The organism is Reyranella sp. (assembly GCF_052439685.1).
Lineage (GTDB): Bacteria > Pseudomonadota > Alphaproteobacteria > Reyranellales > Reyranellaceae > Reyranella.
The window spans coordinates 23641-48528 of record NZ_JBQVQG010000034.1 but is presented as its reverse complement, the minus strand read 5'-3'; the positions used below and the strand labels follow the sequence as shown (position 1 = coordinate 48528).

At 66.3% G+C, this 24888-nt stretch carries 21 protein-coding genes; 15 read left to right on the top strand and 6 right to left on the bottom strand.

The annotated features are described in order from the left end of the window. Nucleotides 1-8 precede the first annotated feature (8 nt). The 4 genes from hutI (at nt 9) to ACT6UX_RS26855 (ending at nt 5188) form a co-directional block, all read left to right on the top strand. Nucleotides 9-1208, top strand: coding sequence for an imidazolonepropionase (gene hutI / locus ACT6UX_RS26870; RefSeq protein WP_444778227.1), 1200 nt, complete (start codon nt 9-11; stop codon nt 1206-1208). Next, nucleotides 1205-2746 carry a histidine ammonia-lyase gene (hutH, locus tag ACT6UX_RS26865; protein ID WP_444778226.1) on the top strand — a complete coding sequence of 514 codons (1542 nt, stop codon included), beginning with the start codon at nt 1205-1207 and terminating at the stop codon, nt 2744-2746. Before hutI ends, hutH begins: the two co-directional genes overlap by 4 nt. Further along, nucleotides 2743-4404, top strand: a complete 1662-nt coding sequence (gene hutU, locus ACT6UX_RS26860) for a urocanate hydratase (protein ID WP_444778225.1) — start codon at nt 2743-2745, stop codon at nt 4402-4404. The genes hutH and hutU overlap by 4 nt, the downstream gene beginning before the upstream one ends. A 103-nt stretch (nt 4405-4507) precedes the next feature. Then, a complete protein-coding gene (locus ACT6UX_RS26855; protein ID WP_444778224.1) occupies nt 4508-5188 on the top strand; it encodes a DUF1028 domain-containing protein in 681 nt (226 codons plus the stop codon). 188 nt (nt 5189-5376) lie between these two features. On the opposite strand, the gene hutC is transcribed toward ACT6UX_RS26855, so the two are convergent. The 5 genes from hutC to ACT6UX_RS26830 all read right to left on the bottom strand — a co-directional run bounded on the left by hutC (nt 5377) and on the right by ACT6UX_RS26830 (nt 9594). After that, on the bottom strand, nt 5377-6102 hold the full coding sequence (hutC, locus tag ACT6UX_RS26850; protein WP_444778223.1) for a histidine utilization repressor: 726 nt from the start codon (nt 6100-6102) through the stop codon (nt 5377-5379). A gap of 7 nt (nt 6103-6109) precedes the next feature. Further along, nucleotides 6110-6892 (bottom strand): ABC transporter ATP-binding protein, encoded by a 783-nt coding sequence (locus tag ACT6UX_RS26845; RefSeq protein WP_444778222.1) that lies wholly within the window; start codon nt 6890-6892, stop codon nt 6110-6112. Next, nucleotides 6889-7665: an ABC transporter permease gene (locus ACT6UX_RS26840; protein WP_444778221.1), complete on the bottom strand. Its 777-nt coding sequence runs from the start codon at nt 7663-7665 to the stop codon at nt 6889-6891. Before ACT6UX_RS26840 ends, ACT6UX_RS26845 begins: the two co-directional genes overlap by 4 nt. Nucleotides 7666-7796: 131 nt before the next feature. After that, nucleotides 7797-8759 carry an ABC transporter substrate-binding protein gene (locus ACT6UX_RS26835; RefSeq protein ID WP_444778220.1) on the bottom strand — a complete coding sequence of 321 codons (963 nt, stop codon included), beginning with the start codon at nt 8757-8759 and terminating at the stop codon, nt 7797-7799. Nucleotides 8760-8784: 25 nt separating this feature from the next. Continuing rightward, nucleotides 8785-9594, bottom strand: coding sequence for a phytanoyl-CoA dioxygenase family protein (locus ACT6UX_RS26830; RefSeq protein WP_444778219.1), 810 nt, complete (start codon nt 9592-9594; stop codon nt 8785-8787). Nucleotides 9595-9743: 149 nt separating this feature from the next. Between ACT6UX_RS26830 and ACT6UX_RS26825 the strand changes: the two genes are divergently transcribed. From ACT6UX_RS26825 to rutA, 8 genes are all read left to right on the top strand, one after another. Beyond that, nucleotides 9744-10535 carry a class II aldolase/adducin family protein gene (locus ACT6UX_RS26825; RefSeq protein WP_444778218.1) on the top strand — a complete coding sequence of 264 codons (792 nt, stop codon included), beginning with the start codon at nt 9744-9746 and terminating at the stop codon, nt 10533-10535. Between the two features lie 136 nt (nt 10536-10671). Further along, complete coding sequence (locus ACT6UX_RS26820; RefSeq protein WP_444778217.1) at nt 10672-12039, top strand: LLM class flavin-dependent oxidoreductase; 1368 nt, start codon at nt 10672-10674, stop codon at nt 12037-12039. Next, entirely contained in the window at nt 12036-13649 is a 1614-nt protein-coding gene (locus tag ACT6UX_RS26815) for an ABC transporter substrate-binding protein (protein ID WP_444778216.1), read from the top strand. Before ACT6UX_RS26820 ends, ACT6UX_RS26815 begins: the two co-directional genes overlap by 4 nt. A gap of 2 nt (nt 13650-13651) precedes the next feature. Further along, entirely contained in the window at nt 13652-14662 is a 1011-nt protein-coding gene (locus ACT6UX_RS26810; protein ID WP_444778215.1) for an ABC transporter permease, read from the top strand. Beyond that, on the top strand, nt 14659-15501 hold the full coding sequence (locus tag ACT6UX_RS26805; RefSeq protein ID WP_444778214.1) for an ABC transporter permease: 843 nt from the start codon (nt 14659-14661) through the stop codon (nt 15499-15501). The genes ACT6UX_RS26810 and ACT6UX_RS26805 overlap by 4 nt, the downstream gene beginning before the upstream one ends. Then, the gene (locus ACT6UX_RS26800) at nt 15498-16475 is read left to right on the top strand and encodes an ABC transporter ATP-binding protein (RefSeq protein ID WP_444778213.1); all 978 of its coding nucleotides are present in this window, start codon (nt 15498-15500) and stop codon (nt 16473-16475) included. The genes ACT6UX_RS26805 and ACT6UX_RS26800 overlap by 4 nt, the downstream gene beginning before the upstream one ends. Beyond that, on the top strand, nt 16472-17506 hold the full coding sequence (locus ACT6UX_RS26795) for an oligopeptide/dipeptide ABC transporter ATP-binding protein (RefSeq protein ID WP_444778212.1): 1035 nt from the start codon (nt 16472-16474) through the stop codon (nt 17504-17506). The genes ACT6UX_RS26800 and ACT6UX_RS26795 overlap by 4 nt, the downstream gene beginning before the upstream one ends. Before the next feature lie 93 nt (nt 17507-17599). Continuing rightward, nucleotides 17600-18682 carry a pyrimidine utilization protein A gene (gene rutA / locus ACT6UX_RS26790; protein ID WP_444778211.1) on the top strand — a complete coding sequence of 361 codons (1083 nt, stop codon included), beginning with the start codon at nt 17600-17602 and terminating at the stop codon, nt 18680-18682. A gap of 86 nt (nt 18683-18768) precedes the next feature. Here the strand turns inward: rutA and ACT6UX_RS26785 are convergent, their stop codons facing one another. Then, nucleotides 18769-20487 (bottom strand): dihydroxy-acid dehydratase domain-containing protein, encoded by a 1719-nt coding sequence (locus tag ACT6UX_RS26785; protein ID WP_444778210.1) that lies wholly within the window; start codon nt 20485-20487, stop codon nt 18769-18771. A 183-nt stretch (nt 20488-20670) separates the two neighbouring features. On the opposite strand from ACT6UX_RS26785, the gene ACT6UX_RS26780 reads away from it, so the two are divergent. From ACT6UX_RS26780 to ACT6UX_RS26770, 3 genes are all read left to right on the top strand, one after another. Further along, nucleotides 20671-21519: a TauD/TfdA dioxygenase family protein gene (locus tag ACT6UX_RS26780; RefSeq protein WP_444778209.1), complete on the top strand. Its 849-nt coding sequence runs from the start codon at nt 20671-20673 to the stop codon at nt 21517-21519. 143 nt (nt 21520-21662) lie between these two features. Beyond that, nucleotides 21663-22865, top strand: coding sequence for a CaiB/BaiF CoA transferase family protein (locus tag ACT6UX_RS26775; protein WP_444778208.1), 1203 nt, complete (start codon nt 21663-21665; stop codon nt 22863-22865). 180 nt (nt 22866-23045) lie between these two features. Beyond that, nucleotides 23046-24830, top strand: coding sequence for a PHA/PHB synthase family protein (locus tag ACT6UX_RS26770; RefSeq protein WP_444778207.1), 1785 nt, complete (start codon nt 23046-23048; stop codon nt 24828-24830). Nucleotides 24831-24888: the final 58 nt, after the last annotated feature.

The window sequence follows — 24888 nt, the reverse complement described above, 5'->3', positions numbered from 1 at the left end:
AAGGCCGCATGCAATGTGACCGCCTCTGGAAGAACGCACGTCTCGCGACCCTGGCCGGCAACGGGCTGGGCCTCGTCGAGGATGGGCTCGTGGCCGCGCGCGACGGCCGCATCGTCTTTGTCGGTGCGGCGGCCGATGCGCCGCCGATCGACGCCGCCGAGACGATCGATTGCGCCGGCCGCTGGATCACGCCGGGCCTGGTCGATTGCCACACCCACATCGTCTATGGCGGCAACCGCGCGCATGAGTTCGAGCTGCGCCTGGCCGGCGCCAGCTATGAGGAAATCGCGCGCGCCGGTGGCGGCATCGTCTCGACCATGCGGGCGACCCGCGCGGCGACGGAGGAGGCGCTGGTCGCCAGTGCGCTGCCGCGGGTCGATGCGCTGATCGGCGAAGGCGTCACGACGATGGAGATCAAGTCGGGCTACGGGCTCGACCTCGCCAGCGAACTGAAGTCTCTGCGGGCCGCGCGCCGCATCGGCGAGGTGCGGCCGCTCTCGGTGACGACGACGTTCCTCGGCGCACATGCGCTGCCGCCGGAAGCGAACGGCGACAAGGATGCCTACATCGCCACGGTCTGCGACGAGATGCTGCCGGCCGTCGCCAGGGCCGGACTGGCTGATGCGGTCGATGCGTTCTGCGAAGGCATCGCCTTCACGCCGCAACAGGTCGAGCGCGTGTTCGAGGCGGCCAAGTCAAAGGGCCTGCACGTCAAGCTGCATGCCGAGCAACTCTCCAACCTGCACGGGGCAAGCCTCGCGGCGCGCTACGGCGCGCTGTCGGCCGATCACCTGGAGCATGTCGATGAGCCGGGTGTGAAGGCGCTCGCGGCCGCCGGCACCGTCGCCGTGCTGCTGCCGGGTGCCTTCTATTTCGTGCGCGAGACGCACAAGCCGCCCGTCGACTTGCTGCGGCAACACGGCGTCAGGATCGCCCTCGCCTCCGATAGCAATCCCGGCACCTCGCCGCTCACCTCGCTGCTGCTGGCGATGAACATGGGCGCGACGCTGTTCCGGCTCACGGTCGACGAGTGCCTGGCCGGTGTCACGCGCGAGGCGGCGCGGGCGCTGGGCTGTCTCGACAGTGTCGGCACGCTCGAAGCGGGCAAATGGTGCGATCTCGCCCTCTGGGACATCGAGCGCCCGGCCGAGCTGGTCTACCGCATGGGTTTCAATCCGCTGCACGCGCGGGTGTGGAGGGGCAGATGAAGGCGGTCGTCATCACACCGGGAACGGTTCCTCTTTCGAACTGGCGCGAAATCTATCGCGGCGCAGCGGTGAGCCTCGATCCCGCCGCCTATGAGGCCATCGAGAGGTCGGCAAAGGCGGTGTCGTCGATCCTCGCCAAGGGGCAGCCGGTCTACGGAATCAACACCGGCTTCGGAAAGCTGGCCAGCGTCCGCATCGAGGCCGCCGATCTCGAAACCCTGCAACGCAACATCGTGCTCAGCCACGCCGCCGGTGTCGGCGCACCGATGCCGGTGCCGGTGGTGCGGCTGATGATGGCGCTGAAGCTCGGCAGCCTGGCGCAGGGCGCGTCGGGGGTGCAGCCCGCGACGGTGCGGCTGCTCGAGACGATGCTCGCCGAAGGGCTGACCCCGGTCGTGCCCTGCCAGGGCTCGGTCGGTGCCTCGGGCGATCTGGCGCCGCTCGCCCATATGAGCGCGGCCATGATCGGTGTCGGCTCGTTCATCGTCGAGGACGAAGTCGTGCCGGCCGCCAAGGCGCTGGGTGATCTTGGACTGAAGCCGCTGGTGCTGGGCGCCAAGGAAGGGCTCGCACTGCTGAACGGCACGCAGTTCTCGACCGCCTATGCGCTGGCGGGCCTGTTCGAGGCCGAGAACCTGCACGGCGCGGCGCTGGTGACCGGCGCCCTCTCGACCGATGCCGCGCGCGGCTCAGATGCGCCGTTCGATCCGCGCATCCACTTATTACGTCGCCACGCGGGCCAGATCGCGACGGCGGAAGCGCTGCGCCGTCTGATGGCGGGGTCGGCGATCCGCGCCTCGCATCTGGTCGGCGACGAGCGGGTGCAGGATCCCTATTGCCTGCGCTGCCAGCCGCAGGTCATGGGCGCCGTGCTCGACATCCTGCGCCAGGCGGCGACGACGCTGGCGACCGAAGCCAACGGCGTCACGGACAATCCGCTGATCTTCACCGATCCCGACGAGGCGCTGTCCGGCGGCAACTTCCACGCCGAGCCGGTGGCCTTCGCCGCCGACATCATCGCGCTGGCGCTGTGCGAGATCGGCTCGCTGGCCGAGCGCCGCATCGCCATGCTGGTCGATCCGGCCCTGTCGGGCTTGCCGGCCTTCCTGACGCCGCGGCCGGGCCTCAACTCGGGCTTCATGATCCCGCAGGTGACGGCGGCGGCGTTGGTCTCCGAGAACAAGCAGCGCGCCTATCCCGCCAGCGTCGATTCGATCCCAACCTCGGCCAACCAGGAAGACCATGTCTCGATGGCCGCGCACGGTGCGCGACGCCTGCTCGACATGGCGGCCAACGTCTCGTCCGTCATCGGCATCGAGCTGCTGGCGGCGGCGCAGGGCTGCGACTTCCACCGGCCGCTCGCCTCCAGCCCGCCGCTCGAAGCGGTACGCACCTTGCTGCGCCGCGACGTGCCGCATCTCGAGGACGACCGTCATTTCCATCCCGACATGGAGAAGGCCACTTCTCTCGTCGCCAGTGGCACCCTTGTCGCAACCGTCGGCCCCGGCTTCCTGCCCGCCCTTCAGGAGACACCATGAACCGCATCGACAATGCCCGTACCATCCGGGCTCCACACGGCACGGAGCTCACGGCCAAGAGCTGGCTGACCGAGGCGCCGCTGCGCATGCTGATGAACAACGTCGATCCCGACGTCGCCGAGAAGCCGGGCGAGCTGGTCGTCTATGGCGGCATCGGCCGCGCCGCGCGCGACTGGGAGAGCTTCGATCGCATCGTGGCGGCGCTGCGCAAGCTCGAAGCCGACGAGACGCTGCTGGTCCAGTCGGGCAAGCCGGTCGGCGTGTTCCGCACCCACCCCGATGCGCCGCGCGTGCTGATCGCCAACTCCAACCTCGTGCCGCGCTGGGCGACCTGGGAGCATTTCAACGAGCTCGATCGCAAGGGCCTCATGATGTACGGCCAGATGACGGCCGGCTCGTGGATCTACATCGGCAGCCAGGGCATCGTTCAGGGCACCTACGAGACCTTCGTCGAGATGGCGCGCCAGCATTACGGCGGCAGCCTCGCCGGTCGCTGGATCCTGACCGCGGGCCTGGGCGGGATGGGCGGCGCGCAGACTTTGGCCGCCACGATGGCCGGCGCCTCTTGCCTCGCCATCGAATGCCGTCCCAGCAGCATCGAGTTCCGGCTGCGCACCGGCTATCTCGACGTCCAGGCCAAGGACCTCGACGATGCGTTGCAGATCATCGCCAAGGCGGTGGCGGAGAAGAAGGCGGTCTCGGTCGGCCTGCTGGGCAACGCCGCCGACGTGCTTCCCGACTTGCTGCGGCGCGGCGTGCGGCCCGATTGCGTGACCGACCAGACCTCGGCCCACGATCCGGTCAACGGCTACCTGCCCAAGGGCTGGACCCTGGCCGACTGGGAAACCAAGCGGGCCAGCGATCCGACGGGCGTTGCGAAGGCTGCCAAGCAGTCGATGGCCGGTCACGTGCGCGCCATGCTGGAGTTCCACAAGCTTGGCGTGCCGACCGTCGATTACGGCAACAACATCCGGCAGATGGCGCTGGAGGAAGGCGTGGCCGACGCCTTCAGCTTCCCCGGTTTCGTGCCGGCGTACATCCGCCCGCTGTTCTGCCGCGGCGTCGGGCCGTTCCGCTGGGCCGCGCTGTCGGGCGATCCCGAGGACATCTACCGGACCGACGCGAAGGTGAAGGAGCTGCTGCCGGACAACAAGCATCTCCACAACTGGCTCGACATGGCCCGCGAGAAGATCAAGTTCCAGGGCCTGCCGGCCCGCATCTGCTGGGTCGGTCTGGGCGATCGCCATCGCCTCGGCCTCGCCTTCAACGAGATGGTGGCAAAGGGTGAACTCAAGGCGCCGATCGTGATCGGCCGGGATCATCTGGACTCAGGCTCGGTGGCGAGCCCCAACCGCGAGACCGAGGCCATGAAGGACGGGTCGGACGCGGTGTCCGACTGGCCGCTGCTCAACGCGCTGCTCAACTGCGCCTCGGGCGCGACGTGGGTCTCGCTGCATCATGGCGGCGGCGTCGGCATGGGCTTCTCCCAGCATGCCGGCATGGTCATCGTCTGCGACGGCACGCCGGAAGCGGGCAAGCGCATCGAGCGCGTCCTGTGGAACGACCCGGCGACCGGCGTCATGCGCCACGCGGATGCCGGCTACCAGGACGCCATCGACTGCGCCCGCGAGAAGGGGCTCAACCTGCCGGGTCTTTGAAGTAATCTCGATCGCGATGGAACGTGGCATGTGCCCGGCAAGGACCGCATCCTGAGGAGGTTGTTTTGGTTGGTTCAAGACGGACAGACTCCAGGAGCCGCGCATGACCTTCTCGCTCGTCGGACGCTGTGCTCGCACCGGGATGCTGGGCGCTGTCGTCACCACCTCGTCGATCTCGGTCGGGTCGCGCTGTTCGCATGCGCGGGCCGGCATCGGCGCGGCGCTGACTCAGCACCGCACCGATCCACGGCTGGGGCCGCTCGCCCTCGATCTGCTCGCACACGGCTTCTCTGCATCCGAAGCCATGCAGGCCGTGGTCGCCGCGACACCGCATCGGCATTGGCGGCAACTGGCGTTGATCGACACCGCCGGCCGTACCGCCGTCTATTCGGGCGCCAATGTCCGCGCCGAGCGCGGCGAGGCGCAGGGCAAGGATTGCGCGTCCATTGCCAACATCGTGCGCTCCGTGTCATTGCCGCAGGCGATGGTCGGTGCTTTCGAGGCAGCACCGGACCGGCCGCTGGCGCGCCGCCTGCTCGATGCGCTTGCGGCCGGCGAAGCCGCGGGCGGCGAGTACCAGCCGGTGACCTCGGCGGCCCTGGTCGTGGTCGACCGGGAGTCGTTTCCCTATGTCGATCTGCGTGTCGACGATCACGCCCAGCCGATCGCCGAACTCGCCCGTCTCTGGGCGAAGTACGAGCCCGAGGCCCATGCTTATGTGACCCGCGCCGTCGATCCGGAGGCCGCGGTGCCGCCGCCGGGGATGAAGCTCAAGACGACATGATCATGTAATGCAACTTTTTCGCGGCTCCGGCATTTGTCCGATATGCCCCGCGATAATCTTCTTCCCGAAGACACGGCCGAGCCGGTCGACACGGCCGCCCGCCAACGGCTCGAAGCCGAAATGAAGCGGGCGCTATGGGCGCAACAGGCGTCCCGGTCGTGGGCGGCGTATACCGCCGCCGAGGCTCTTCAACCAAATCGCTGATTTCCCACCGCGTCGAAGCGGCAGCCCAGCCTGTAGCGCGATGACGGGTGCAGGCAACGGACCATCGTGACTGGAGTCGTGCGCGTCCACGTGCGCCGGGTCAGCATCAGGCAAGGCTCCACAGGGTCGATCTGCAGCCGGTTCGCCTGCTCGGGCGTCGGCAGCACGGCATCGACGACGTGCTCGATCTCGTCGAACGGCACGTTCTGCACGAGGTACTCTCCGGGCGGCGTGTCGCCGAAGTCCTGATCGAGGAAGGCAGGGACGACCTGCGGATTGACGTAGCGGTCCTCGAGCTGAACCGGGACCTCGTTCTCGAGATGAAGGCACACCGAATGGAATACGGACTGCCCTGATCGCAGGCCGAGCCAGGCGGCGATGTCGCCGGGCGCAGCGACCCGTTCCGCCGACAGCAGGGCGCAGCGATAGTCATGCCCCCGCTGCCGCACCTCTCGGGCGATGCTGGCGATGTGCAGCAGGGTCGATTGCGGCTTGTCCTCGGCGACGAAGCTGCCGACGCCGGCGACGCGCACGATCCGGCCCTGCTGGACGAGGTCCCGGAGCGCCCGGTTGACGGTCATGCGCGACATGCCGAAGCGGCCCACAAGCTCGTGCTCCGAGGGCAGGCGGTGGCCGGGCGGCCACGAGCCGTCCTGGATGTGGCGCACGATATAGTCCTCGACCTGCTGGTAGAGCGCGGTCGGTTCCATCGATCCCTCAGTGAGCTGCAGCGATGGCTTCGACCCGGATCTCCTCGGTGAGACGAGCCTTGAGCGCCATGAATTCCGGCGAGGTCTTGATCGTATAGTGCCGCGGATGGGGGAAGCCGACCTCGATCTCGGCCTTGATGCGACCGGGACGGGCGCTGAACACGACGACCCTGCTGGCCATGAAAATGGCCTCGTCGATGTCGTGGGTGATGAACATGACCGTCTTCTGCGCCTGTTCCCAGATGCCGAGCAGCAGCTCCTGCATGAGGACGCGCGTCTGGTTGTCGAGCGCGCCGAACGGCTCGTCGAGCAGCAGGATCTTCGGGTCGTTGGCCAGCGCGCGGGCGATCGCCACCCTCTGCTGCATGCCGCCCGAGAGCTGCTTGGGAAAATGTTCCTCGAAGCCGCGCAGGCCGACCTGGGCGATGAAGCGGTCGCTGATCTCCTTCTGCTCCGAGAGCTTCATGCCCTTCTCGCGCAGGCCGAAGCAGATGTTCTGGCGGACGTTGAGCCAGGGGAAGAGCGTGTAGCTCTGGAACACCACGCCGCGGTCGGCGCCGGCGCCCACGATCTTCGTGCCGTCGAGCTTGATCTCTCCCGTGGTCGGGGTCTCGAGGCCGGCAACGAGGCGCAACAGGGTGGACTTGCCGCAGCCGGACGGGCCCAGCACGGTGATGAAGTCGTTGTCGCCGACCTCGAGGCCGATCGGCAGCAGCGCCTGGGTCGGCGGCGCATTCCGCCGGTGGCCGGGGAAGGTCTTGGAGACGTCGCGGATCGACAGCCGGCTCATCGCAGCAGGCTCCACGAGAAGAGGTGCTGGTTCACCTTCTTGAACATCAGGTCCGAGAGCAGGCCGACCAGCCCGATCACCACGATACCCGCGATGATGTGGTCGGTCGCCATCAGCGCCTGGCTGTCGGTGATCATGTGGCCGATGCCCGACGAGGCGCCGATCAGCTCGGCGACGATGATGTAGGTCCAGCCGAGCCCCAGCACCTGGCGCAACGCCTCGGCGATGTCGGGCGCGGCGCCCGGCAGCACGACCCGGCGGATCACGCCGCTATCCTTGCAGCCCAGCGTGTAGGCGGCTTCCACCAGGTCGCGGCGCGTGCCGCTCACGATCATGGCGATCATGAGGGTGAGCTGGAAAAAGCAGCCGATGAAGATGACGGTGAGTTTCTGCGCTTCGCCGATTCCGACCCAGAGGATCAGCAGCGGGATGAAAGCCGAGGCCGGCAGGTAGCGCGCGAAGGAGACGAAGGGCTCGAAGAAGGCCTCGATCGGCTTGTAGACGCCCATCGCGATGCCGAGTGGCACGGCGATGACGGCGGCCAGCAGGAAGCCACCGACGACGCGCCAGATCGTCATGCCGACGTCGTTGGTGAAGCCCTGGGTGGCGAAGAGGTCCCAACCCGAAGCCAGCGTCTGCCACGGCGAGGCAAGGAAGTGCTTCGGTACCGCCCCGGTCCAGGTGATCAGAAACCAGAGCGCGACGAAGACGATGAAGAACGCCACGCCCAGGACGATGCGATTCTCCCGTTTGACGGGAACCAGCAATTTCATGCGACTCTTCTCAAACTGCCTCCCCATTCAAATGAGGAGGTGTCGGCGTCCTACGCCGACGGAGGGGTCATGATCATTCCACCTCGCAAGACGAGGCACCTCCCCCGATGACGGGGGAGGTGGATCAATCGTTACTTGATGTAGGTCGTGTCGAAGAGCGTATCCATGTTGTCGGGCTTGCTCTTGATCACGCCGATCTCGAGCAGCAGCTCCGCGGCTTCCTTGTTGAAAGCCTGGATCTCGCCGTTGAAGAACTTCTTGTTGGCTTCGCGGTCGGCCCACTTGATCTTGGACTGCGACTTCTCGAACTGCTCGGCGGTCTGCTTCACGTCGGCGCCCATGATCGTGAAGGCCTTCTGCTTGTCCTTCTGGATCATGTCGAGAGCCTGGAAGTAGCTCTCGGTGAGCGCCTTCGCGGCCTTCGGGTTCTCCTTGATGAACTTGGGCGTGCAGCCGAAGGAATCGAACACCATCGGGTACTGCAGCGAATCGGCGATCAGCTTGCCGGTCTCGGGCTTGTCGCGCACCAGGCTGAGATAGGGCTCGTAGGTGACGGCGGCGTCGAGGTCCTTGCCGGTGACGAAGGCGTTGGCGGCCGGCGCCGGCTCGAGCGTGACGAGCTTCACGTCCTTCAGCGACATGCCGTTCTTCTTCAGGATCCAGGCGAGGGTGAAGTGCGGGTTGGTGCCCGGGGCCGAGGCGGCGATGGTCTTGCCCTTGAGGTCGGTGACCTTGGAGATGCTGTTGCGGGCGACGATGCCGTCCGAGCCCATGCCCTGGTCCATCTTGAACAGCTGGGTGGTGGCGATGCCGTTGGTGTTCCAGACGATCCAGGTCTCGACCGTCGTGGCGGCGCACTGCAGGTCGCCCGAGGCGATCGCGAGGTGGCGGTCCTTCTGCGGGATCTTCTTGATCGTGACGTCGAGGCCGTTGGCCTTGTAGATGCCGGCTTCCTTGGCGAGCGTGATCGGCGCGAAGCCGGTCCAGCCGGAAATGCCGATGGCGACCTTGGTGTCCTGTGCCTGAGCGACAGACGCGCCGCCCGCGACGGCGGCAACCGCGACGGCGGCGGCGAATGCTGTGAACCTGGCCATTGATGAGCTCCGTTTACGGTGAGAGTTACGAACGATAGACGATGGGAAAGATCGGGGCATCGAACGGTGCGCCGTCTTCGAAGCCGAGGTCGGGGAAAGGCGGCGAGGTCCGGCCCGCGCGCCGCGCGAAGACCGCGTCGTCGCCGACCCAGCGCGCCGAGAAGACGCGACGCGCGCGTGGCGACGGGTTGCCCGGCGCGCCGTGGACCGTGCGGAAGTTGAAGGCGATGGCGTCGCCCGGCTGCATGTCCCAGCCCGCAATGTCGAGCGTCGGCCGCATCGCCTCGATATCGGGCATCACCTCGAAATCGTCGTTGGCATAGAGCCGCGTGCCGTCGAAGCGCATGGGCCGGAAGCCCTTGCCCCAGGTGTGCGAGCCCTTGATGCACTCCATCACGACATCGCGCGGCACGGGATCGAGCGGGATCCAGAAGCTGACGTTCTGCCGGCCCTCGACGAAGTAGTAGGGCTGGTCTTGGTGCCAGGGCGTGACCGTGCTGCCGCCGGGCTGTTTCACGAGCACATGGTCATGGAAGAAGCGCGCGGTGCGCGAGCCCATGAGGCGGGCGGCAATCTCGGCGGCCGGCGACTTGTAGACGAAGGCCTCGAACTCTGGGATGCGCTGCCAGTTGCAGAGGTCCTGGAAGAACGGGGCCGACCCGTCGGCAGGCCGGACCGTCCGTTCGAGCGGGCTGGGGCTGGCCATCAGCGCATCGACCCCGGCCCGCAGCGGCTCGATCCAGGCGTCGAAGACGCCGCGCAGCAGCAGGACGCCGTCCTCGGAGTAGCGCTCTGCCAAGTCGTCCGCTTCGGGAAAAGAGGGGCTGATCTGCATGACTTGCCTTTAGCCTGTCTATACAAGTTTAGACAGCAGGAAGCGTGCCAATTTCGGCGATCCCGAGGGGCGGTATTGGGCATTTGCCGCCGGAATGGGCTCTCGCTAAGACCGAGCACATAGCCTGATAAATCAGCTAGGAGGCTCCCGTGAGTATCGTCAGCTTAAAGGATAAGGTTTCGCCGGAGGAATGGGCCGTCCGTGTCCAGCTTGCCTCGGCCTATCGGGCGGCGTTCGAAATGGGCTACGAGCTGTCGATCTTCGGTCATATCTCGGCCCGGGTGCCCGGCGAGCCGGACGCACTGTTGCTCAACCCGTTCGGCCTGGCCTTCGATGAGATCACGGCGTCGAGCCTCGTGAAGGTCGACAAGAACCGCAAGATCCTGACCGAGAACGGCTACGAGCTGAACCAGGCCGGTTTCAACCTGCATTCCGGCATCATGTTCACCTCGCCGCACATCAACGCGATCATCCATGCCCACACGCTGGACGGCGCGGCGGTCGGCGCGATGAAGGGCGGCTTCCAGCCGCTGACTCAGGATGGCGCCATGGTCTACCCGAAGGTCCGTTATCTCGACTATGACGGCATCGTCGTGCTGCCGGGCGAAGGCGAGGCTTCGGCCAAGGCGCTGGGACCGGATGGCCGCGTCCTGATCCTCAAGAACCACGGCACCTTGAGCGTTGGCGCCACCATGGGTGAGGCGTTCTTCTATTTCTACTTCTTCGAGAAGGCCTGCAGCATCCAGGTCCGCGCGCTCGCCAATCCAGCCGGCGTCCAAGCCATCTCCGAGAAGATCATTTCGGAGATGCCGGCCGAGCAGCAAGTCGTGCTGAACGGCCTGACAAAGCCGGCGGAAGCGCACGAGAATACGTCGTACGACCACATCTTCGAGGGCTTCATGCGCCGCGCCAAGCGCCAGTATGCGGACGTAGACAGCTGATCGCGACAGGGCTCACCCAAGCGTAGAGGACGCCCCACGACAGGAGGACACCCTCCTCTCTGTTGTGCTGAAGGGCTTGGCATGACGCTTGCGTTCTGAACGTGGATTTTCCTGCGTTCTGAACGGAGAGCGAGCTGTGCTTCACCAGACTCAGCGCCGGATGATGCGTCTCGGCGCGTTCGTCCATGAGACGGGGCAGCACGTTGCTGCCTGGCGTCATCCCCAAGCCCACTTTCATTCGGGCGCGAGCTTTGCCGACGCGGTCGAGGTGGCGCAGACCGCCGAGCGCGGCAAGTTCGACTTTCTCTTCCTGGCCGATACGGCCGCCGTCAGCCTGTCGGGAACGCCCGAGTCGCGCGGCCGCATGGGCAAGGTGGTCAAGTTCGAGCCGATGACGATCCTGTCGGCGCTTGCCGCGGTCACGAAACATCTCGGTCTCGTCGCCACCTCCACGACGACTTTCAACGAACCCTATACGCTGGCGAGGCAATTCGCTTCGCTCGATCAGATCAGCGGCGGCCGCTCCGGCTGGAACCTCGTCACCTCGAACAACGAGGACGATGCGCTCAACTACAGCCTCGAACAGCATCCCGCGCACGCCGACCGCTATGAGCGGGCGATCGAGTTCGCCGAGGTCGTCACTGGCTTGTGGGACAGTTGGGACGAAGATGCCTTCATTCGCGACAAGGAGTCGGGCGTCTTCTTCGATCCGTCGAAGCTTCATCCGCTGCATCACAAGGGCAAGCATTTCCAGGTCCGCGGACCGCTCAACGTCGCCCGTTCGCCCCAGGGACGGCCGGTGCTCGTCCAGGCCGGCGCCTCGGGCACCGGGCGCGACGTCGCTGCACGCCTCGCGGAGCTGGTGTTCACCGCGCAGACGACCTTCGAGCAGGGCAAGGAATTCTACGGCGACGTGATGGGACGGCTGCCGCGCTACGGCCGCTCGCCGGCCGAAGTCCTCGTGATGCCCGGCCTCTATCCGGTCGTCGCGCCGACTGCCTCGGAGGCGCAGGAGAAGTTCGAGTACCTGCAGTCGTTGATCCATCCCACCGTCGGTCTCGCCGTGCTCGAACACACGATCGGCGTGCACGATCTCGACAAGCTGCCACTCGACGGTCCGGTGCCGCAAATGCCCGACACCAACGGTCCGCTCAGCCGCCAGCGTCTCCTGCTCGACCAGGCGCGCCGCGACAATCTCACTTTGTGGGAGCTTTGCCTCGCCAATGCCGGCCCGCGCGGCCACGTGCTCACCATCGGCACGCCGTCTCAGGTCGCCGACGAGATGGAGCACTGGTTCAAGGACGGTGCCTGCGACGGCTTCAACGTGATGCCGGCCTGGCTGCCGGGCTCGCTCACCGATTTCGTCGATCTCGTGATCCCCGAACTGCAGCGCCGGGGTCTGTTCAGAACGGAGTACGAAGCCATGACCTTGCGCGGGAATCTCGGACTGCCGCGGCCGATCAGCCGCTTCCACGCGGATCGCTTTGCGGGCGCCGCGCAATGAGCGGCCAGAGGAAGTCCGGCGGACCGATGCTGGGCCGTCGGCAGGCCGCCGCTCTCGCCGCCGGTGCTCTCGTCGCGGGCACGATGAGGTCGGTGCAGGCCGCCGACGCCTCGACCTTCGTCAGCGGTTTCGCGCTGCCGATGAACCTCGATCCGCATCAGGTCTACGACGTGCCGATGCAGTCGATGATGCTGAACGCCTACGACAATCTCTATCGTTACCAGAACGACCCGCCGCAGATCGTGCCGTGGCTGGCCGAAAGCCACACCGTTTCCGACGACGGCCTCTCGTGGGAATTCAAGCTGCGGCCCAACATCAAGTTCCACGACGGCAGCCCGATGACGGCGGAAGACGTCGTCTACAGCTTCCGCCGCGTGCTGGCGCTGGCACTGGCGCCGGCCGGCGCGTTCCTCAAGATCCTGAAGCCCGACAATGTCGCGGCACCCGATCCGCTCACCGTTCGGTTCAAGCTCGAGACCTCCTATGCGCCGTTCTTTGCGGCGATTCCGAGCATCTCCATCGTCAATCCGCGGCAGATCGAGCCCAACGTCAAGAATGGCGACTGGGGCAAGAGCTGGCTCGCCTCGAACGGCGCGGGCTCCGGCTCCTATCGTATCGTTCCCGCCGGCTACCGGCCGCTCGAATATCTCGACATGGAGATCAACGAGGGACATTTCCTCGGCTGGTCCCACAATCCCAAGCCGGTGAAGAAGATCGCCTACCGTCCGACCAAGGAGACCTCGACGCGTGTGCTGGCGCTGCTGAACGGGTCGCTCGACTGCACCGATCCCAACCTGCCGGCGGACCAGGTGGAGCAAATCAACGCCTCGAAGATCGCCTACGTCCAGAAGGACGTCGTCATGCGGACCTTCGTCATCCGCATGAACAACACCAAGCCGCCGTTCAACAATCTCAATGCGCGGCTGTGCTTTGCGCATGCCTTCAATTACATGGGCTTCATCAACGACATTCTGGGCGGCTACGCGACGCGCGATCCGTACCCGATGCCCGAGAACCTGTGGGGCATCCCGAAGGATGCCAAGGGCTACGACTACGATCTCAAGAAGGCAAAGGAGTATTACGCCAAGGCCGTCGCCGAGGGGGCGCCGATGAAGCGTCCGCTGGAACTGCACGTGCAGTCGGAGAACGAGCAGAGCGTGCAGGGCGCCCAGCTCTTCCAGTCCGACCTGGCGCAGATCGGTATCAATCTGAAGGTGGTCGGCAACATCTGGTCGAACCTGACGACTGCGGCGGCCAAGCCGGACACCACGCCCGACATGTGGGTCCACTGGGTCAGTACCTATTTCGTCGATCCGGAGAACTGGGTCGGCCAGATGTACGACAGCCAGTTCCACGGCACCTGGAAGGCCTCGTCCTACTACAAGAACGATCAGGTCGACGCGCTGCTGCGCAAGGCCCGCGCCGCCGTGAAACAGGAGGAGCGGGCGCCGCTCTACGAAGAGGCCATCCGTAAGATCATGGCCGATTCGCCCGACATCTGGATCTACAATTCCATGCAGCTTCAGGGACTGAACAAGCGCGTCAAGGGCCGTCGTTTCTGCACGGTTGGCCAGGGCGCCGAGATGCGCTGGATCACGCTCGACGGCTGAGCATGCTGCGCTTCATCCTCCGGCGCTGCATGCTGGTGCTGCCGTCGCTGTTCGGATTGCTGGTGGTCACCTTCCTGCTGATCCGCGTCGTGCCCTCGGATCCGGCGATGGCGATGGCGGGTGACGCCGCGACGCCCGAACAGATCGAGCGGCTGCGCCAGCAATATGGTCTCGACCGGCCGATCTGGGAGCAGTTTGTCTCCTACGTGGGCAAAGTCGCCACGCTCGACCTCGGCGAGAGTGCCTTCTCGCGCCGGGCGGTCGCGGTCGACATCGCCCAGCGCCTGCCGGCCACGCTGACCCTCACCTTCTGTGCGCTCGCCATCTCGGTCTTCGTCGGTGTGCCGCTGGGCGTCGTGGCCGGGCTCTCGCACAATACCTGGCCGGATTACCTGCTGCGCGTCTTCTCGGTCATGGGCATAGCCGTGGCGGCCTTCTGGTTCGCCATCATGCTTCAGCTGTTCTTCTCGATGGAGCTGGGCTGGCTGCCCTTGCGCGGTGAACTTTCCGCCACGATCCAGCGGCCGCCGAGGATCACCGGTTTCGTGGTGGCGGATGCGGCGATCGCGGGCCGCTTCGATGTGATGGCTGATGCCTTGCGCCATCTCGTGCTGCCGGCGGTGACGCTGTCACTGGGCGGGCTTGCCACCATCGTGCGGTTCACGCGGGCGGGCGTGCTCGACACGCTGCAGCAGGATTTCGTCTTCTACGAGAGGGCCATGGGCTATCGCCGTCGCCGGCTCGTCTGGATCTACGTGCTGCGCAATTCGGTGACCGCGACGGTGACACAGATCGGCCTGCTGTTCGGCGGTCTGATCGCGGGCGGCGTGGTCGTCGAGGCGATCTTCGACTGGCCGGGTATCGGCAGCTATACGGTGCAGGCCATCCTCACCGGCGACCGGCAGGTCATGCTCGCGGTCACGCTGCTGATCGGCGTCGTCTATGCCGGCGTCAATATCCTCACCGACCTGGCGCATGGCCTGCTCGATCCCCGACTGATGGAGCGCGGATGAGCCCGATTTTCCGCAAGCTCGCGCGCGACCTCCCGGCGATGCTGGGCCTCGCCATCGTGGTCTTCGTGCTGCTGATCGCGATCTTCGGGCCGCTGCTGGCGCCCTATCCCGAGGACGCGGCGGCGTCGCATCTTGCGCGCCGCCTGAAGCCGCCCAGCGCCGCCTTTCCGTTCGGCACCGACAATCTCGGCCGAGATATCTTCTCGCGCGTCATCCTGGGCGCCCGCGGCGCACTCTCGATCGCGCTCACCGTCGTATCGACGGCCATGCTGATCGGTGTGCCCCTGGGCCTGATCGCGGGCTATCGCGGTGGCTGGCTGTCGGAAGGGATCATGCGCGTCACCGACGTGGTGCTGGCGATCCCGCAGCTGATCCTCGCACTTGCGCTCGCCCAGCTGATGTCGCCCTCGCTCGAGAGCGCGATGCTGGCGCTCTCGCTCACTTACTGGCCGTATTTCACCCGCATCGTCTATGCCGAGACGCGGCGGCTCTCGTCCTCGCTGTTCGTCGACGCCCTGCGCGGCATCGGTGCGGGCAGCGGCCGCATCGTCTTCCTGCACATCCTGCCCAACGCGCTCTCGCCGGTGATCGTGCGCGCCACCATCGGGCTGGGCTTCACCATCCTGGTGGCGGCCGTGCTCGGCTTCCTCGGCATGGGCGCCACGCCGCCGGCTCCGGACTGGGGTCTCGCCATCGCCGAGAGCCGCACCTACCTGCCGCGCGCCTGGTGGTACGCGACCTTCCCGGGCCTCGCGATCCTGATCACGGTGATGGGCTTCAATCTCCTGGGCGACGGGCTGCGCGACATCGTCGATCCCCGCATCCGGCGGTCGCGATGATTCCCGTCCTCAGCGTTCGCGGTCTCAAGGTGTCGATCCGCACCGACGAAGGCCGGGCCGAGATTCTCGACGATATCGGCCTCACGCTGGAGCGCGGCCGCATCCTGGGCGTGGTGGGCGAATCGGGCTGCGGCAAGTCCACGCTGATCCGCTCGATCATGGGCATCCTGCCGCGCGCGGCGACCGTCGACGGCGGCGAGGTCTGGTTCGAGGGCGAGAACCTGCTGGCCTTCTCCGAGGCAGAGCTGAACGACGGCGTCCGCTCGAGCCGCATCGGGTTCATTCCGCAGGATCCGCTGCTGGCGCTCAATCCGGTGTTCAAGGTCGGCACCCAGATGCTCGAGATCATGCGCTGGCATGCGCCCCCTGACGGGCTGCGCGGGGCCGCGCGCCAGCGGGCGCATGTCGGCCGGCTGGTCGGCCTGCTCAAGCGCATGCAGGTGCCGGATCCGGAAACCGCCCTCGAACGTTATCCGCACCAGTTCTCGGGCGGGCAGCGTCAACGCCTGCTGATCGCGGCGGCGCTGGCCTGCGCGCCCGGCCTCGTGATCGCCGACGAACCGACGACGGCGCTCGACGTGACGACCCAGCACCAGATCCTGTTGCTGCTGCGCGAGCTGGTGGCCGAGTTCGGCATCTCTCTCCTGTTCGTCACCCACGATTTCGGTGTCGTCGCCGAGCTTTGCGACGATCTCTGCGTGATCTATGCCGGCCAGACGGTGGAGGCGGGGCCGGTGCAGGCGATCCTCGATGCGCCGTCGCATCCCTACACGCGCGCGCTGCTGGCCTGTCATCCCGATCGCGCGACGACGTTCCTGGGCATTCCGGGCTCGGTACCGTCGCCGCTGGCGCGTCCGCCGGGCTGCCTGTTCGCGCCCCGCTGCGGCGACGCGCGCGCGCTGTGTCTCGCCGCGCGGCCGCCTCAGGGGCAGGCGCGTTCCGGCGCCGAGGTCCGCTGCGTGCAATTCACATGACGCCCGATCCAATCCTCACACTGCGCGACGTGTCAGTGCGTTTGGGAGGCCGGAAAGGCTTCCTGCAACGCACGGTGCTCCCGGTCCAGGCGGTGAAGCAGGTGAGCCTCGACCTGCGCAGCGGCGAGATCCTGTCGCTGGTGGGCGAGTCCGGGTGCGGGAAGACGACGCTCGGCCGCACCATCCTCGGCCTGCAGCGCGAGAGCGAGGGCGAGATCCTGCTGGAGGGACGCCGGGTGAGCGGGCTCACGCCCGAGGCGGCGCGGCGTGCGCGCAGCATCGTGCAATATTCTCATCAGGATGCCGGAGCGGCGCTCGATCCGTGGTGGAGCATCGGGCGGACCCTGGAAGAGGGGCTCAGGATCCACGGCGTGCGCAACGCTTCGGAGCGGCGCGACCGGGTCGCTTCGATGCTGCAGGCGGTCGGCCTCGATCCGACTTCGGCCCGGCGCTATCCGCACGAATTTTCCGGCGGCCAGCTTAGACGGCTGGCGCTGGCGCGCATTCTCCTGCTGCAACCGCGTGTGCTGATCCTCGACGAGCCGACCTCCGGCCTCGACATGTCGGTTCAGGCGACGGTGCTGAACCTGCTGCTCGAATTGCGGGAGACGTTCTCGCTCACCTATCTCTTCATCTCGCACGACCTGTCGGTGGTGGAGCGCCTCTCCGATCGGGTGGCGATCATGTATCTCGGGCGCATCGTCGAACTGGGCACGGCGAAGACCGTGTTCGGCCACCCAACCCATCCCTACACCCGCACCTTGCTGGCGGCGGCGCCGCGACTGAGCGGGCGCCGGGCGTCGGGCCCTTCGCTGGTGCGTGGCGATCCGCCGAACCCCAGGTTGGTCCTGCCTGGCTGTTCGTTCTTCGACCGCTGTCCGATCGGCGTACCGGCCTGCCAGGAAGCAGCGCCGAAGCTTCAACCCGTTGCGACCGGACATGAGGTTGCCTGCCATCGCGCCGACGTGGAGGAGAAACAAGGGCTGGCGGTGGGGCAGACTGCTTCAATCGGAGCAAAGCGCCGCGCCTGACCGGGCGTGGCGATAGCTCTTTCCACACGAATCCGCGATGCGCGTGGATGGCATGACGCTTGCTGCCTGTCCGGTATCAAAGGCAGGTGCAGGATGGAAATCGGTGTCTTCATTCCCATCGGCAACAATGGTTGGCTGATCTCGTCGACCTCGCCGCAATATACGCCGAGCTTCGATCTCAACCGCGAGGTCGTGCAGCGCGCCGAGCGCTACGGCTTCGACTTCGCCATGTCGATGATCAAGCTGCGCGGCTTCGGCGGAAAATCACGCCACTGGGACGACAATCTGGAATCCTTCACCCTGATGGCGGGACTGGCGGCGGTGACGACGCGAATCGACCTCATCGCCACCGTCGCCGTGCTCACCCTGCCGCCGGCGATCGCCGCGCGCATGGCGGTGACGATCGACAGCATTTCGCACGGCCGCTTCGGCGTGAACCTCGTCACCGGCTGGCAGAAGGCCGAGTACGACCAGATGGGCCTGTGGCCGGGAGAGGAGCATTTCAAGCATCGCTACGAGATGGTCACTGAGTACGTCACGGTGATGAAGGAACTCTGGGAGACCGGCCGCTCCGACTTCAAGGGCGACTATTTCAAGATGAACGACTGCCGGCTGTCACCGCAACCGTCACGGCCGATCAGGCTGATCTCGGCCGGCACCAGCGATGCCGGCATGAACTTCGCGGCCCGCCACTGCACCTACAATTTCTGCAGCGGCCAGGGCGAGGCCAACGATCCGCGCGATTGCGCCGAGGCGGTGGGCCGCCTGAAGACCGCCTGCGCCGCCGCCGGCCGCGACGTGAAGGCGCTGGCGCTGACCATGATCATCGCTGACGAGACCGACGAAGCCGCGATGGCCAAGTGGGAGCACTACAAGGCGGGTGTCGATCTCGACGCCATCGGCTGGCGCTCCGACCAGGCCGCGTCCGACAAGTTCGCCGCCGAGAACTCGACGGCCGGCCGCATTCGCCGCCGCGAGCCGCTGCCCAACAACGGCTCGCGCCTGATCGGCTCCTACGCCACGGTCGCGCGCCTGCTCGACGAGATGGCCGAGATCGACGGGCTGGCCGGCGTGATGCTGACCTTCGACGACTTCATCATCGGCATCGAGCAGTTCGGCCAGCGCATCCAGCCGCTGATGAAGAGCCGCATGAAGTTCGCTGCTGCGGCGTCGTGATGGTGGCGGAGGGGGCATGACCCCATCGCCCTCGTAAGACGAGGGCACTTCCCCTTTGCGGACTCCGCAAAGGGGAAGAGGGTGATCTAGACCACACACCCATAGTGCGCCGACGACACCAGCTTCGTGTACTTGTCGTGCACGGAGCCAGGGCGCGGGCGGTCGGCCGCAGCGGGCGGGCGCCAGTCGGCCATCCGCCGGGCCAGCTCCTCGCCGGAGATTTCGAGATTCAGGGTGCGTTTGCCTGGGTCGATGACGATGGTGTCGCCGTCGCGTACCGCGGCAATCGGGCCGCCGCGTGCCGCTTCCGGCGAGATATGGCCGATCAGGATGCCGTGGCTGACGCCCGAGAAGCGGCCGTCGGTGATCAGCGCCACGTCCTCGCCCAGTCCGCGTCCCTGAAGCTGGATCGTCAGCATCACCATCTCGGGCATGCCGGGGCCGCCCACCGGGCCGACGTTGCGCACCACGACGACATTGCCCGGAACGATCTCGCCCGCACGGATGGCCTTCATCGTGTCGGCCTCCGATTCGAAGACGCGGGCGGTGCCGCGGAACTCGCCCTTCTCCAGGGTCTTGCCGCTGAGCTTCAGCAGGCAGCTCTCCGGCGCGAGGTTGCCCTTGAGCACGCTGATATGGTTGTTCGCGGGCGCCGCGGGCCTGGACACAGGCAGCACGATATCTTGCTTGCCGATCTCCTCGAGGGTCGGCACTGATTCCAGGTTCTCCGCCAGCGTCCTGCCCGTCACGGTCATGACGTCGCCATGCAGGAAGCCGTGGCGCAGCAACTCCTTCATCACGACGGGTACGCCGCCGATCTCGTGCAGGCTCACCATCGCATAGGGGCCGTGCGGCTGCAGATTGCAGATCAGCGGCATGCGTTCGCCGACCTGCTGGATGCGCTCGATCGTGATCGGCACCTGCGCCTCGCGCGCGATGGCGAGCAGGTGCAGGTACATGTTGGTCGAACCGCCCATCGCATAGACCGTCGCGATGGCATTCTCGAACGCCTTCTCCGTCATGATGTCGCGCGGGCGGATGCCGGCTTCCATCAGGCGATAGAGCGCATCGACCGACGCCTTGGCCTGCGCCCGCACGTCGGCATGGATGTCGCTGCCCGCCTTGTAGTCGGCCGGATGCGAGGCGCCGCGCGGCAGCATCATGCCGATCGCCTCGGCGATCGTGCTCATCGTGTTGGCGGTGAACATCGCCCCGCAGGTGCCACTGCCCGGCATGACGTTGCTTTCGAGTTCGTGCAACTCCTCGCCCGAGATCCGGCCCGCCTCGTTGGCGGCGCGGCCCTCGACATAGTCCATGATGGTGAGGTTGTTGCCCTTCGAGGCCCAGGCGCCGAACGAGACGCGGCCCGGCGAGCTGGTGCCGGGATAGAGGACGAGGCCGAAGGCGTTGGTGCGGGCGAGCGGCATCAGGGCGGCAGCGCCGGTCTTGTCGCAGCCCGAGATCACGATCATTGCGTCGCCGTGATGGGCGTAGTGGCCGATCTCGAAACAGTCGGCCACGACGTCGCGCGACACCAGGCTGTAGCCGGCGGTGGGCGTGCCTTGAGTCAGCGCATCGGACACCGCGGGCGCCCCGACGATCAAACCGTTTCCGCCGCGCTCGGCCAGAAGCTCGACCAGCAGGTCACCGATCGTGCGCACCCGGTTGTTGCAGCGATGGGCGTTGGTGTAGGCGCTGGCGATGGTGACGACGGCGCTGGTCTGCGCGGTCTCGTCGGGCTCGAAGCCGGCGGCGCGAAGTTCCACCCGCGACTTCTTCCAGTAGGTGCTGCTGTCTTTTTTCATCCCGGACCCGTTTGATTTTGCCCCGCAATCTAACCGCAGGCGCACGCCGCCGGCTATGCGCAGGGTCTCGCGGCGCGGAATCCCGCCCTGCGACGACCCGTGCGGCCGGACGATTGCCGACGCGGACCGTCCGGGGCTCTAATCGCCGGAGATCGAGGACGCGGAAACAGCAGGAGTGATCGCGTGGCCAACAACAGCATCACCGTGACGCCGATCGCGGGCTCTCTCGGGGCGGAGGTGACGGGCGTCGACCTGCGCACCATGGACAATCACGACTGGGCCCAGGTCCACCAGGCGTTCCTCGATCACAAGGTGATCGCGATCCGCGGCCAGGATCTGTCGCCGCAGGACCTGATGGACGTGGGCGCACGGTTCGGCGAGCCCAACCACTATCCCTTCGTGAAGGGCATGGACGATTTCCCGTTCCTGTTCGACATCGTCAAGGAGCCGTCCGAGACGCGCAATTTCGGCGGCGGCTGGCATTCCGACACGACCTACATGAAGACCCCGCCGCTCGCGACCTTGCTCTACGCGCTGGAGACGCCGGAGCGGGGCGGCGACACGCTCTATTGCGACATGGTTGCGGCCTACGAGAGCCTCTCGGATCGCCTGAAGGAGATGCTGGGCACTCTGAAGGGCGTGAACAGTGCCGGCCTCAAACATGTGGGCGGTCGCAAGGCGCATCATGCGGTGGTCGGCGGCATGAAGATCACCGGCACCGAGGACGCTGATTCCTACGAAGCGGTGCATCCGATCGTGCGCACGGTCGAGGAGACCGGCCAGAAGGCGCTCTATTGCAGCATCGGCCATACCGTCGCCTTCGAGGGCATGACGCAAGAGGAAAGCAAGCCGATGATCGACTGGCTGCAGGCGCACGCCACGCGACCCGAGTTCACCTGCCGCGTCCACTGGAAGCCGGGCACGCTCACGATCTGGGACAACCGGCGCGCCATGCACAACGCCATCAACGACTATCACGGCATGCGTCGACACATGCGGCGCCTGACCTCGGGCCCGACGAACCCCGTCTGAATGGGGGCGACCGCCTTCGGTCGGCGGGATGCGGCAAAGAGACCTCTGCTTGCCGTGCATTTCGGTGATCGGCTGGCCGCGCTTTCGCTGTGACGCGCCCTTGTCTATCTGAGACGTCGAACCCACCATCCGCGGGATTTGTAATGACCGAGGCAACCGGGCCGCTCGCCGGCCTACGCATTCTGGACCTGACGACCGTCCTGTTCGGCCCCTTTGGCGCGCAGACGCTGGGCGACTGGGGCGCCGAGCTCATCAAGGTCGAGGGGCTCACCGGCGACCAGTGGCGCTATACCGGCCAGTTTCGCAACAGGGGCATGAGCGGCCAGTTCATGGCCGCCAACCGCAACAAGCGCAGCGTGGCGGTCGATCTCAAGACGGCCGGCGGCGCAGAGGTGCTGCGGCGTCTCATCGCCCGGGCCGACGCGCTGGTGACGAACATTCGGCCCGCCGCGCTGGAACGGCTCGGCTTCGGCTACGAGGCCTGCAAGGCGCTCAATCCGAAGATCATCTACGCGGCGGCGACCGGCTTCGGCCAGGACGGGCCCTGGGCCAAGCGGCCGGCGTTCGACGAGATCGTCCAGGCGGCCTCAGGTCTTGCCTCTTCCATCGGGACCGACGACGAGCCGGCCTTCGTGCCAAGCCTCGTCGGCGACAAACTCTGCGGCCTTGCGCTGGCTGGCGCCGTGGCCGCGGCGCTCGTGTATCGCGAGCGTACCGGCAAGGGGCAGCTCGTCGAGGTGCCGATGCTGGAGACGGTGGCGGCCTTCAACAGCATCGAGATGCTGGGCGGCCACGCCTTCGTGCCGCCGATCGGGCCCGCGGGCTACAAGCGCGTCAAGGAACGCAAGCCGGTCAAAACCAGGGACGGCTGGCTCACCATGCTTCCCTATTCGGGCGACAACTGGTGCACCTTCTTCGAGACGGTGGGCCATCCCGAATGCATCGAGGAGTTCGCGGTTCGCGACCCGATCAAGCGGGCGGCCAACATCGACGCGATCTACAAGCGCATGAAGGAGATCGCGCTCGAGCGGACCACTGCGGAGTGGGAAGAGCTGCTGCTCAAGATCGATGTTCCCCATGCCTCGTTCGCGAAGATGACGGAGGTCGGCGAGCAGCCGCATCTGAAAGCCGTCGGGCTGTTCCAGAAGCTGGAGCATCCGACGGAAGGAACGATTCAGCAGGCACGTCCGCCGGCGCGCTTCTCGGAAAGCCCGGCCGCGATCCGCCGCCTGCCGCCCCGGCTGGGAGAGCATACGCGCGAGATCCTCGCGGAAGTCGGCTACAGCGAGGCCGACATCGATACGCTGCTCAGCGCCAAGGCCATCGGCGAGTCCGCGCCCGCCTAATCTGCAGGCGGCCGATGCCAAGTGGGCGAGGCCGCGCCCTTCTTGACCTGGGTCAAGGTCTCCAACGGCCTTTCAGGCAGAGTGGCTTGGCCGTGATCGCCGGTTCGCGGCTGGCTTGTCTCGACTGCCGTCATTCGTCATCCGGCGATGTTCCACACACGCACGGAAGGTGATTGACCGATGGCGCCGGACGAAGGTTCATCCTTGGTTTCCCCGACCGCCGCGCGTGACTCCTACGTCGTCACGGCGTTGTCGGACATTACCGATCGCGCCCTGCATGCGGCTTTGGCACGATTTACCCTCGGCCTCTCGCCGGCGGCGATTGCTGCGGCCTATCTCGATTGGCTTGTCCATCTGATGGCCACCCCCGGCAAGCGCCTCCAGCTGCTCGACAAGATGGCACGGAAATCGATGCGCCTTGCCGACTTTGCCTCGCAACAAATGGTGCATCCCGGCAAGGGTGTGACCGCGATCGAACCGCTTCCTCAGGACCGCCGCTTTGCCGGGGAGCCCTGGCAGCATCCGCCCTTCAATCTGTTCTATCAGGGCTTCCTGCTGCAGCAGCAATGGTGGCACAACGCGACGTCCGACGTACGCGGCGTGACACGCCATCACGAGGAGATCGTCAGGTTCGGTTGCCGTCAGATCCTCGACGTCTTCGCGCCTTCGAACTATTTGCCAACGAATCCCGAACTCCAGCAACGCACCTTCGAGACCGCAGGCCAGAACCTCCTCGTCGGAGCGCAGCATCTGTTCGAAGACTGGCAGCGGGCCATTAGCGGCAAGAGGCCTGCGGGCAGCGAAGCCTACGTGGTGGGCGGCAATGTCGCGGCGACCCCCGGCAAGGTCGTCTTCCGCAATCGGCTCATGGAGTTGCTGCAGTATGAACCCGTGACCGCGCAGGTTCACGCCGAGCCGGTGCTGATCGTGCCGGCATGGATCATGAAGTACTACATTCTCGACCTCTCGGCGCAGAATTCGTTGGTGAGATACCTGACGGCGCAGGGTTTCACCGTGTTCATGGTCTCATGGAAGAATCCTGCCACCGATGACCGGGACCTGGGCCTGGACGACTATCGGCGTCTGGGGGTGATGGCCGCTCTCGATGCCATTGCGACCGTCGTTCCCGAGTGCAAGGTGCACGCGATGGGGTACTGCCTGGGCGGTACGTTGCTGTCGATTGCGGCTTCGGCGATGGCACGGGACGGCGACCTGCGTCTCAAGACGATGACGTTGCTGGCGGCGCAGACCGATTTCACCGAAGCCGGCGAACTCATGCTGTTCATCGATGAAAGCCAGATCGCATTCCTCGAAGACATGATGTGGGAGCAGGGTTTTCTGGACGCCAAGCAGATGGCGGGGGCTTTCCAGATGCTGCGCTCGAACGACCTCATATGGTCCGTGGTCCTGCGTCGCTACCTCATGGGCACGCGCGAGCCGATGAGTGATCTCATGGCATGGAATGCGGATGCGACGCGTCTGCCCTATCGGATGCATTCGGAGTATTTGCGTGGCCTGTTCCTAGCGAACGACCTGGCGGAAGGAAGGTATCTGGTCGAGGGGCGGCCGGTTGCGCTGACGGACATCCGCGTTCCGATCTTCGCCGTCGGCACGTCATGGGATCACGTGGCGCCCTGGAGATCGACCTACAAGATCCACCTGCTGGCCGACAGCGAGGTGACCTATGTGCTGACCAACGGTGGGCACAATGCCGGGATCGTGTCGGAACCGGACCGCACCGGCCGGCATCATCAGGTGATGACCAAGAAGGCGGAGGATCGGTATGTCGATCCCGAGACGTGGCTCGAAATCGCGCCGCGGCGGGACGGCTCATGGTGGCCCACGCTCGCGGCATGGCTCGCGTCTCATTCGGAAGGCCTGCGGCCGCCGCCCCCAATGGGCAATCCCGCGGCGGGATTGGTGGCGCTCTGCGACGCGCCGGGAACCTACGTCTTGCAGGAGTGATTGGGGCCGGACCAAGCGGGCGGCAATCCTGCCCTCTCAGTCCATGCGGGCGCCAAAG

Excerpts from the sequence above, each read along its gene's own strand:
- ACT6UX_RS26840 (WP_444778221.1), bottom strand. The coding sequence starts at position 7,665 with ATGAAATTGCTGGTTCCCGTCAAACGGGAGAATCGCATCGTCCTGGGC.
- hutH (WP_444778226.1), top strand. The coding sequence starts at position 1,205 with ATGAAGGCGGTCGTCATCACACCGGGAACGGTTCCTCTTTCGAACTGG.
- ACT6UX_RS26855 (WP_444778224.1), top strand. The coding sequence starts at position 4,508 with ATGACCTTCTCGCTCGTCGGACGCTGTGCTCGCACCGGGATGCTGGGC.
- hutC (WP_444778223.1), bottom strand. The coding sequence starts at position 6,102 with ATGGAACCGACCGCGCTCTACCAGCAGGTCGAGGACTATATCGTGCGC.
- ACT6UX_RS26785 (WP_444778210.1), bottom strand. The coding sequence starts at position 20,487 with ATGAAAAAAGACAGCAGCACCTACTGGAAGAAGTCGCGGGTGGAACTT.
- hutI (WP_444778227.1), top strand. The coding sequence starts at position 9 with ATGCAATGTGACCGCCTCTGGAAGAACGCACGTCTCGCGACCCTGGCC.
- ACT6UX_RS26795 (WP_444778212.1), top strand. The coding sequence starts at position 16,472 with ATGACGCCCGATCCAATCCTCACACTGCGCGACGTGTCAGTGCGTTTG.
- ACT6UX_RS26815 (WP_444778216.1), top strand. The coding sequence starts at position 12,036 with ATGAGCGGCCAGAGGAAGTCCGGCGGACCGATGCTGGGCCGTCGGCAG.
- ACT6UX_RS26810 (WP_444778215.1), top strand. The coding sequence starts at position 13,652 with ATGCTGCGCTTCATCCTCCGGCGCTGCATGCTGGTGCTGCCGTCGCTG.
- rutA (WP_444778211.1), top strand. The coding sequence starts at position 17,600 with ATGGAAATCGGTGTCTTCATTCCCATCGGCAACAATGGTTGGCTGATC.
- ACT6UX_RS26775 (WP_444778208.1), top strand. The coding sequence starts at position 21,663 with ATGACCGAGGCAACCGGGCCGCTCGCCGGCCTACGCATTCTGGACCTG.
- ACT6UX_RS26845 (WP_444778222.1), bottom strand. The coding sequence starts at position 6,892 with ATGAGCCGGCTGTCGATCCGCGACGTCTCCAAGACCTTCCCCGGCCAC.
- ACT6UX_RS26800 (WP_444778213.1), top strand. The coding sequence starts at position 15,498 with ATGATTCCCGTCCTCAGCGTTCGCGGTCTCAAGGTGTCGATCCGCACC.
- hutU (WP_444778225.1), top strand. The coding sequence starts at position 2,743 with ATGAACCGCATCGACAATGCCCGTACCATCCGGGCTCCACACGGCACG.
- ACT6UX_RS26830 (WP_444778219.1), bottom strand. The coding sequence starts at position 9,594 with ATGCAGATCAGCCCCTCTTTTCCCGAAGCGGACGACTTGGCAGAGCGC.
- ACT6UX_RS26770 (WP_444778207.1), top strand. The coding sequence starts at position 23,046 with ATGGCGCCGGACGAAGGTTCATCCTTGGTTTCCCCGACCGCCGCGCGT.
- ACT6UX_RS26805 (WP_444778214.1), top strand. The coding sequence starts at position 14,659 with ATGAGCCCGATTTTCCGCAAGCTCGCGCGCGACCTCCCGGCGATGCTG.
- ACT6UX_RS26835 (WP_444778220.1), bottom strand. The coding sequence starts at position 8,759 with ATGGCCAGGTTCACAGCATTCGCCGCCGCCGTCGCGGTTGCCGCCGTC.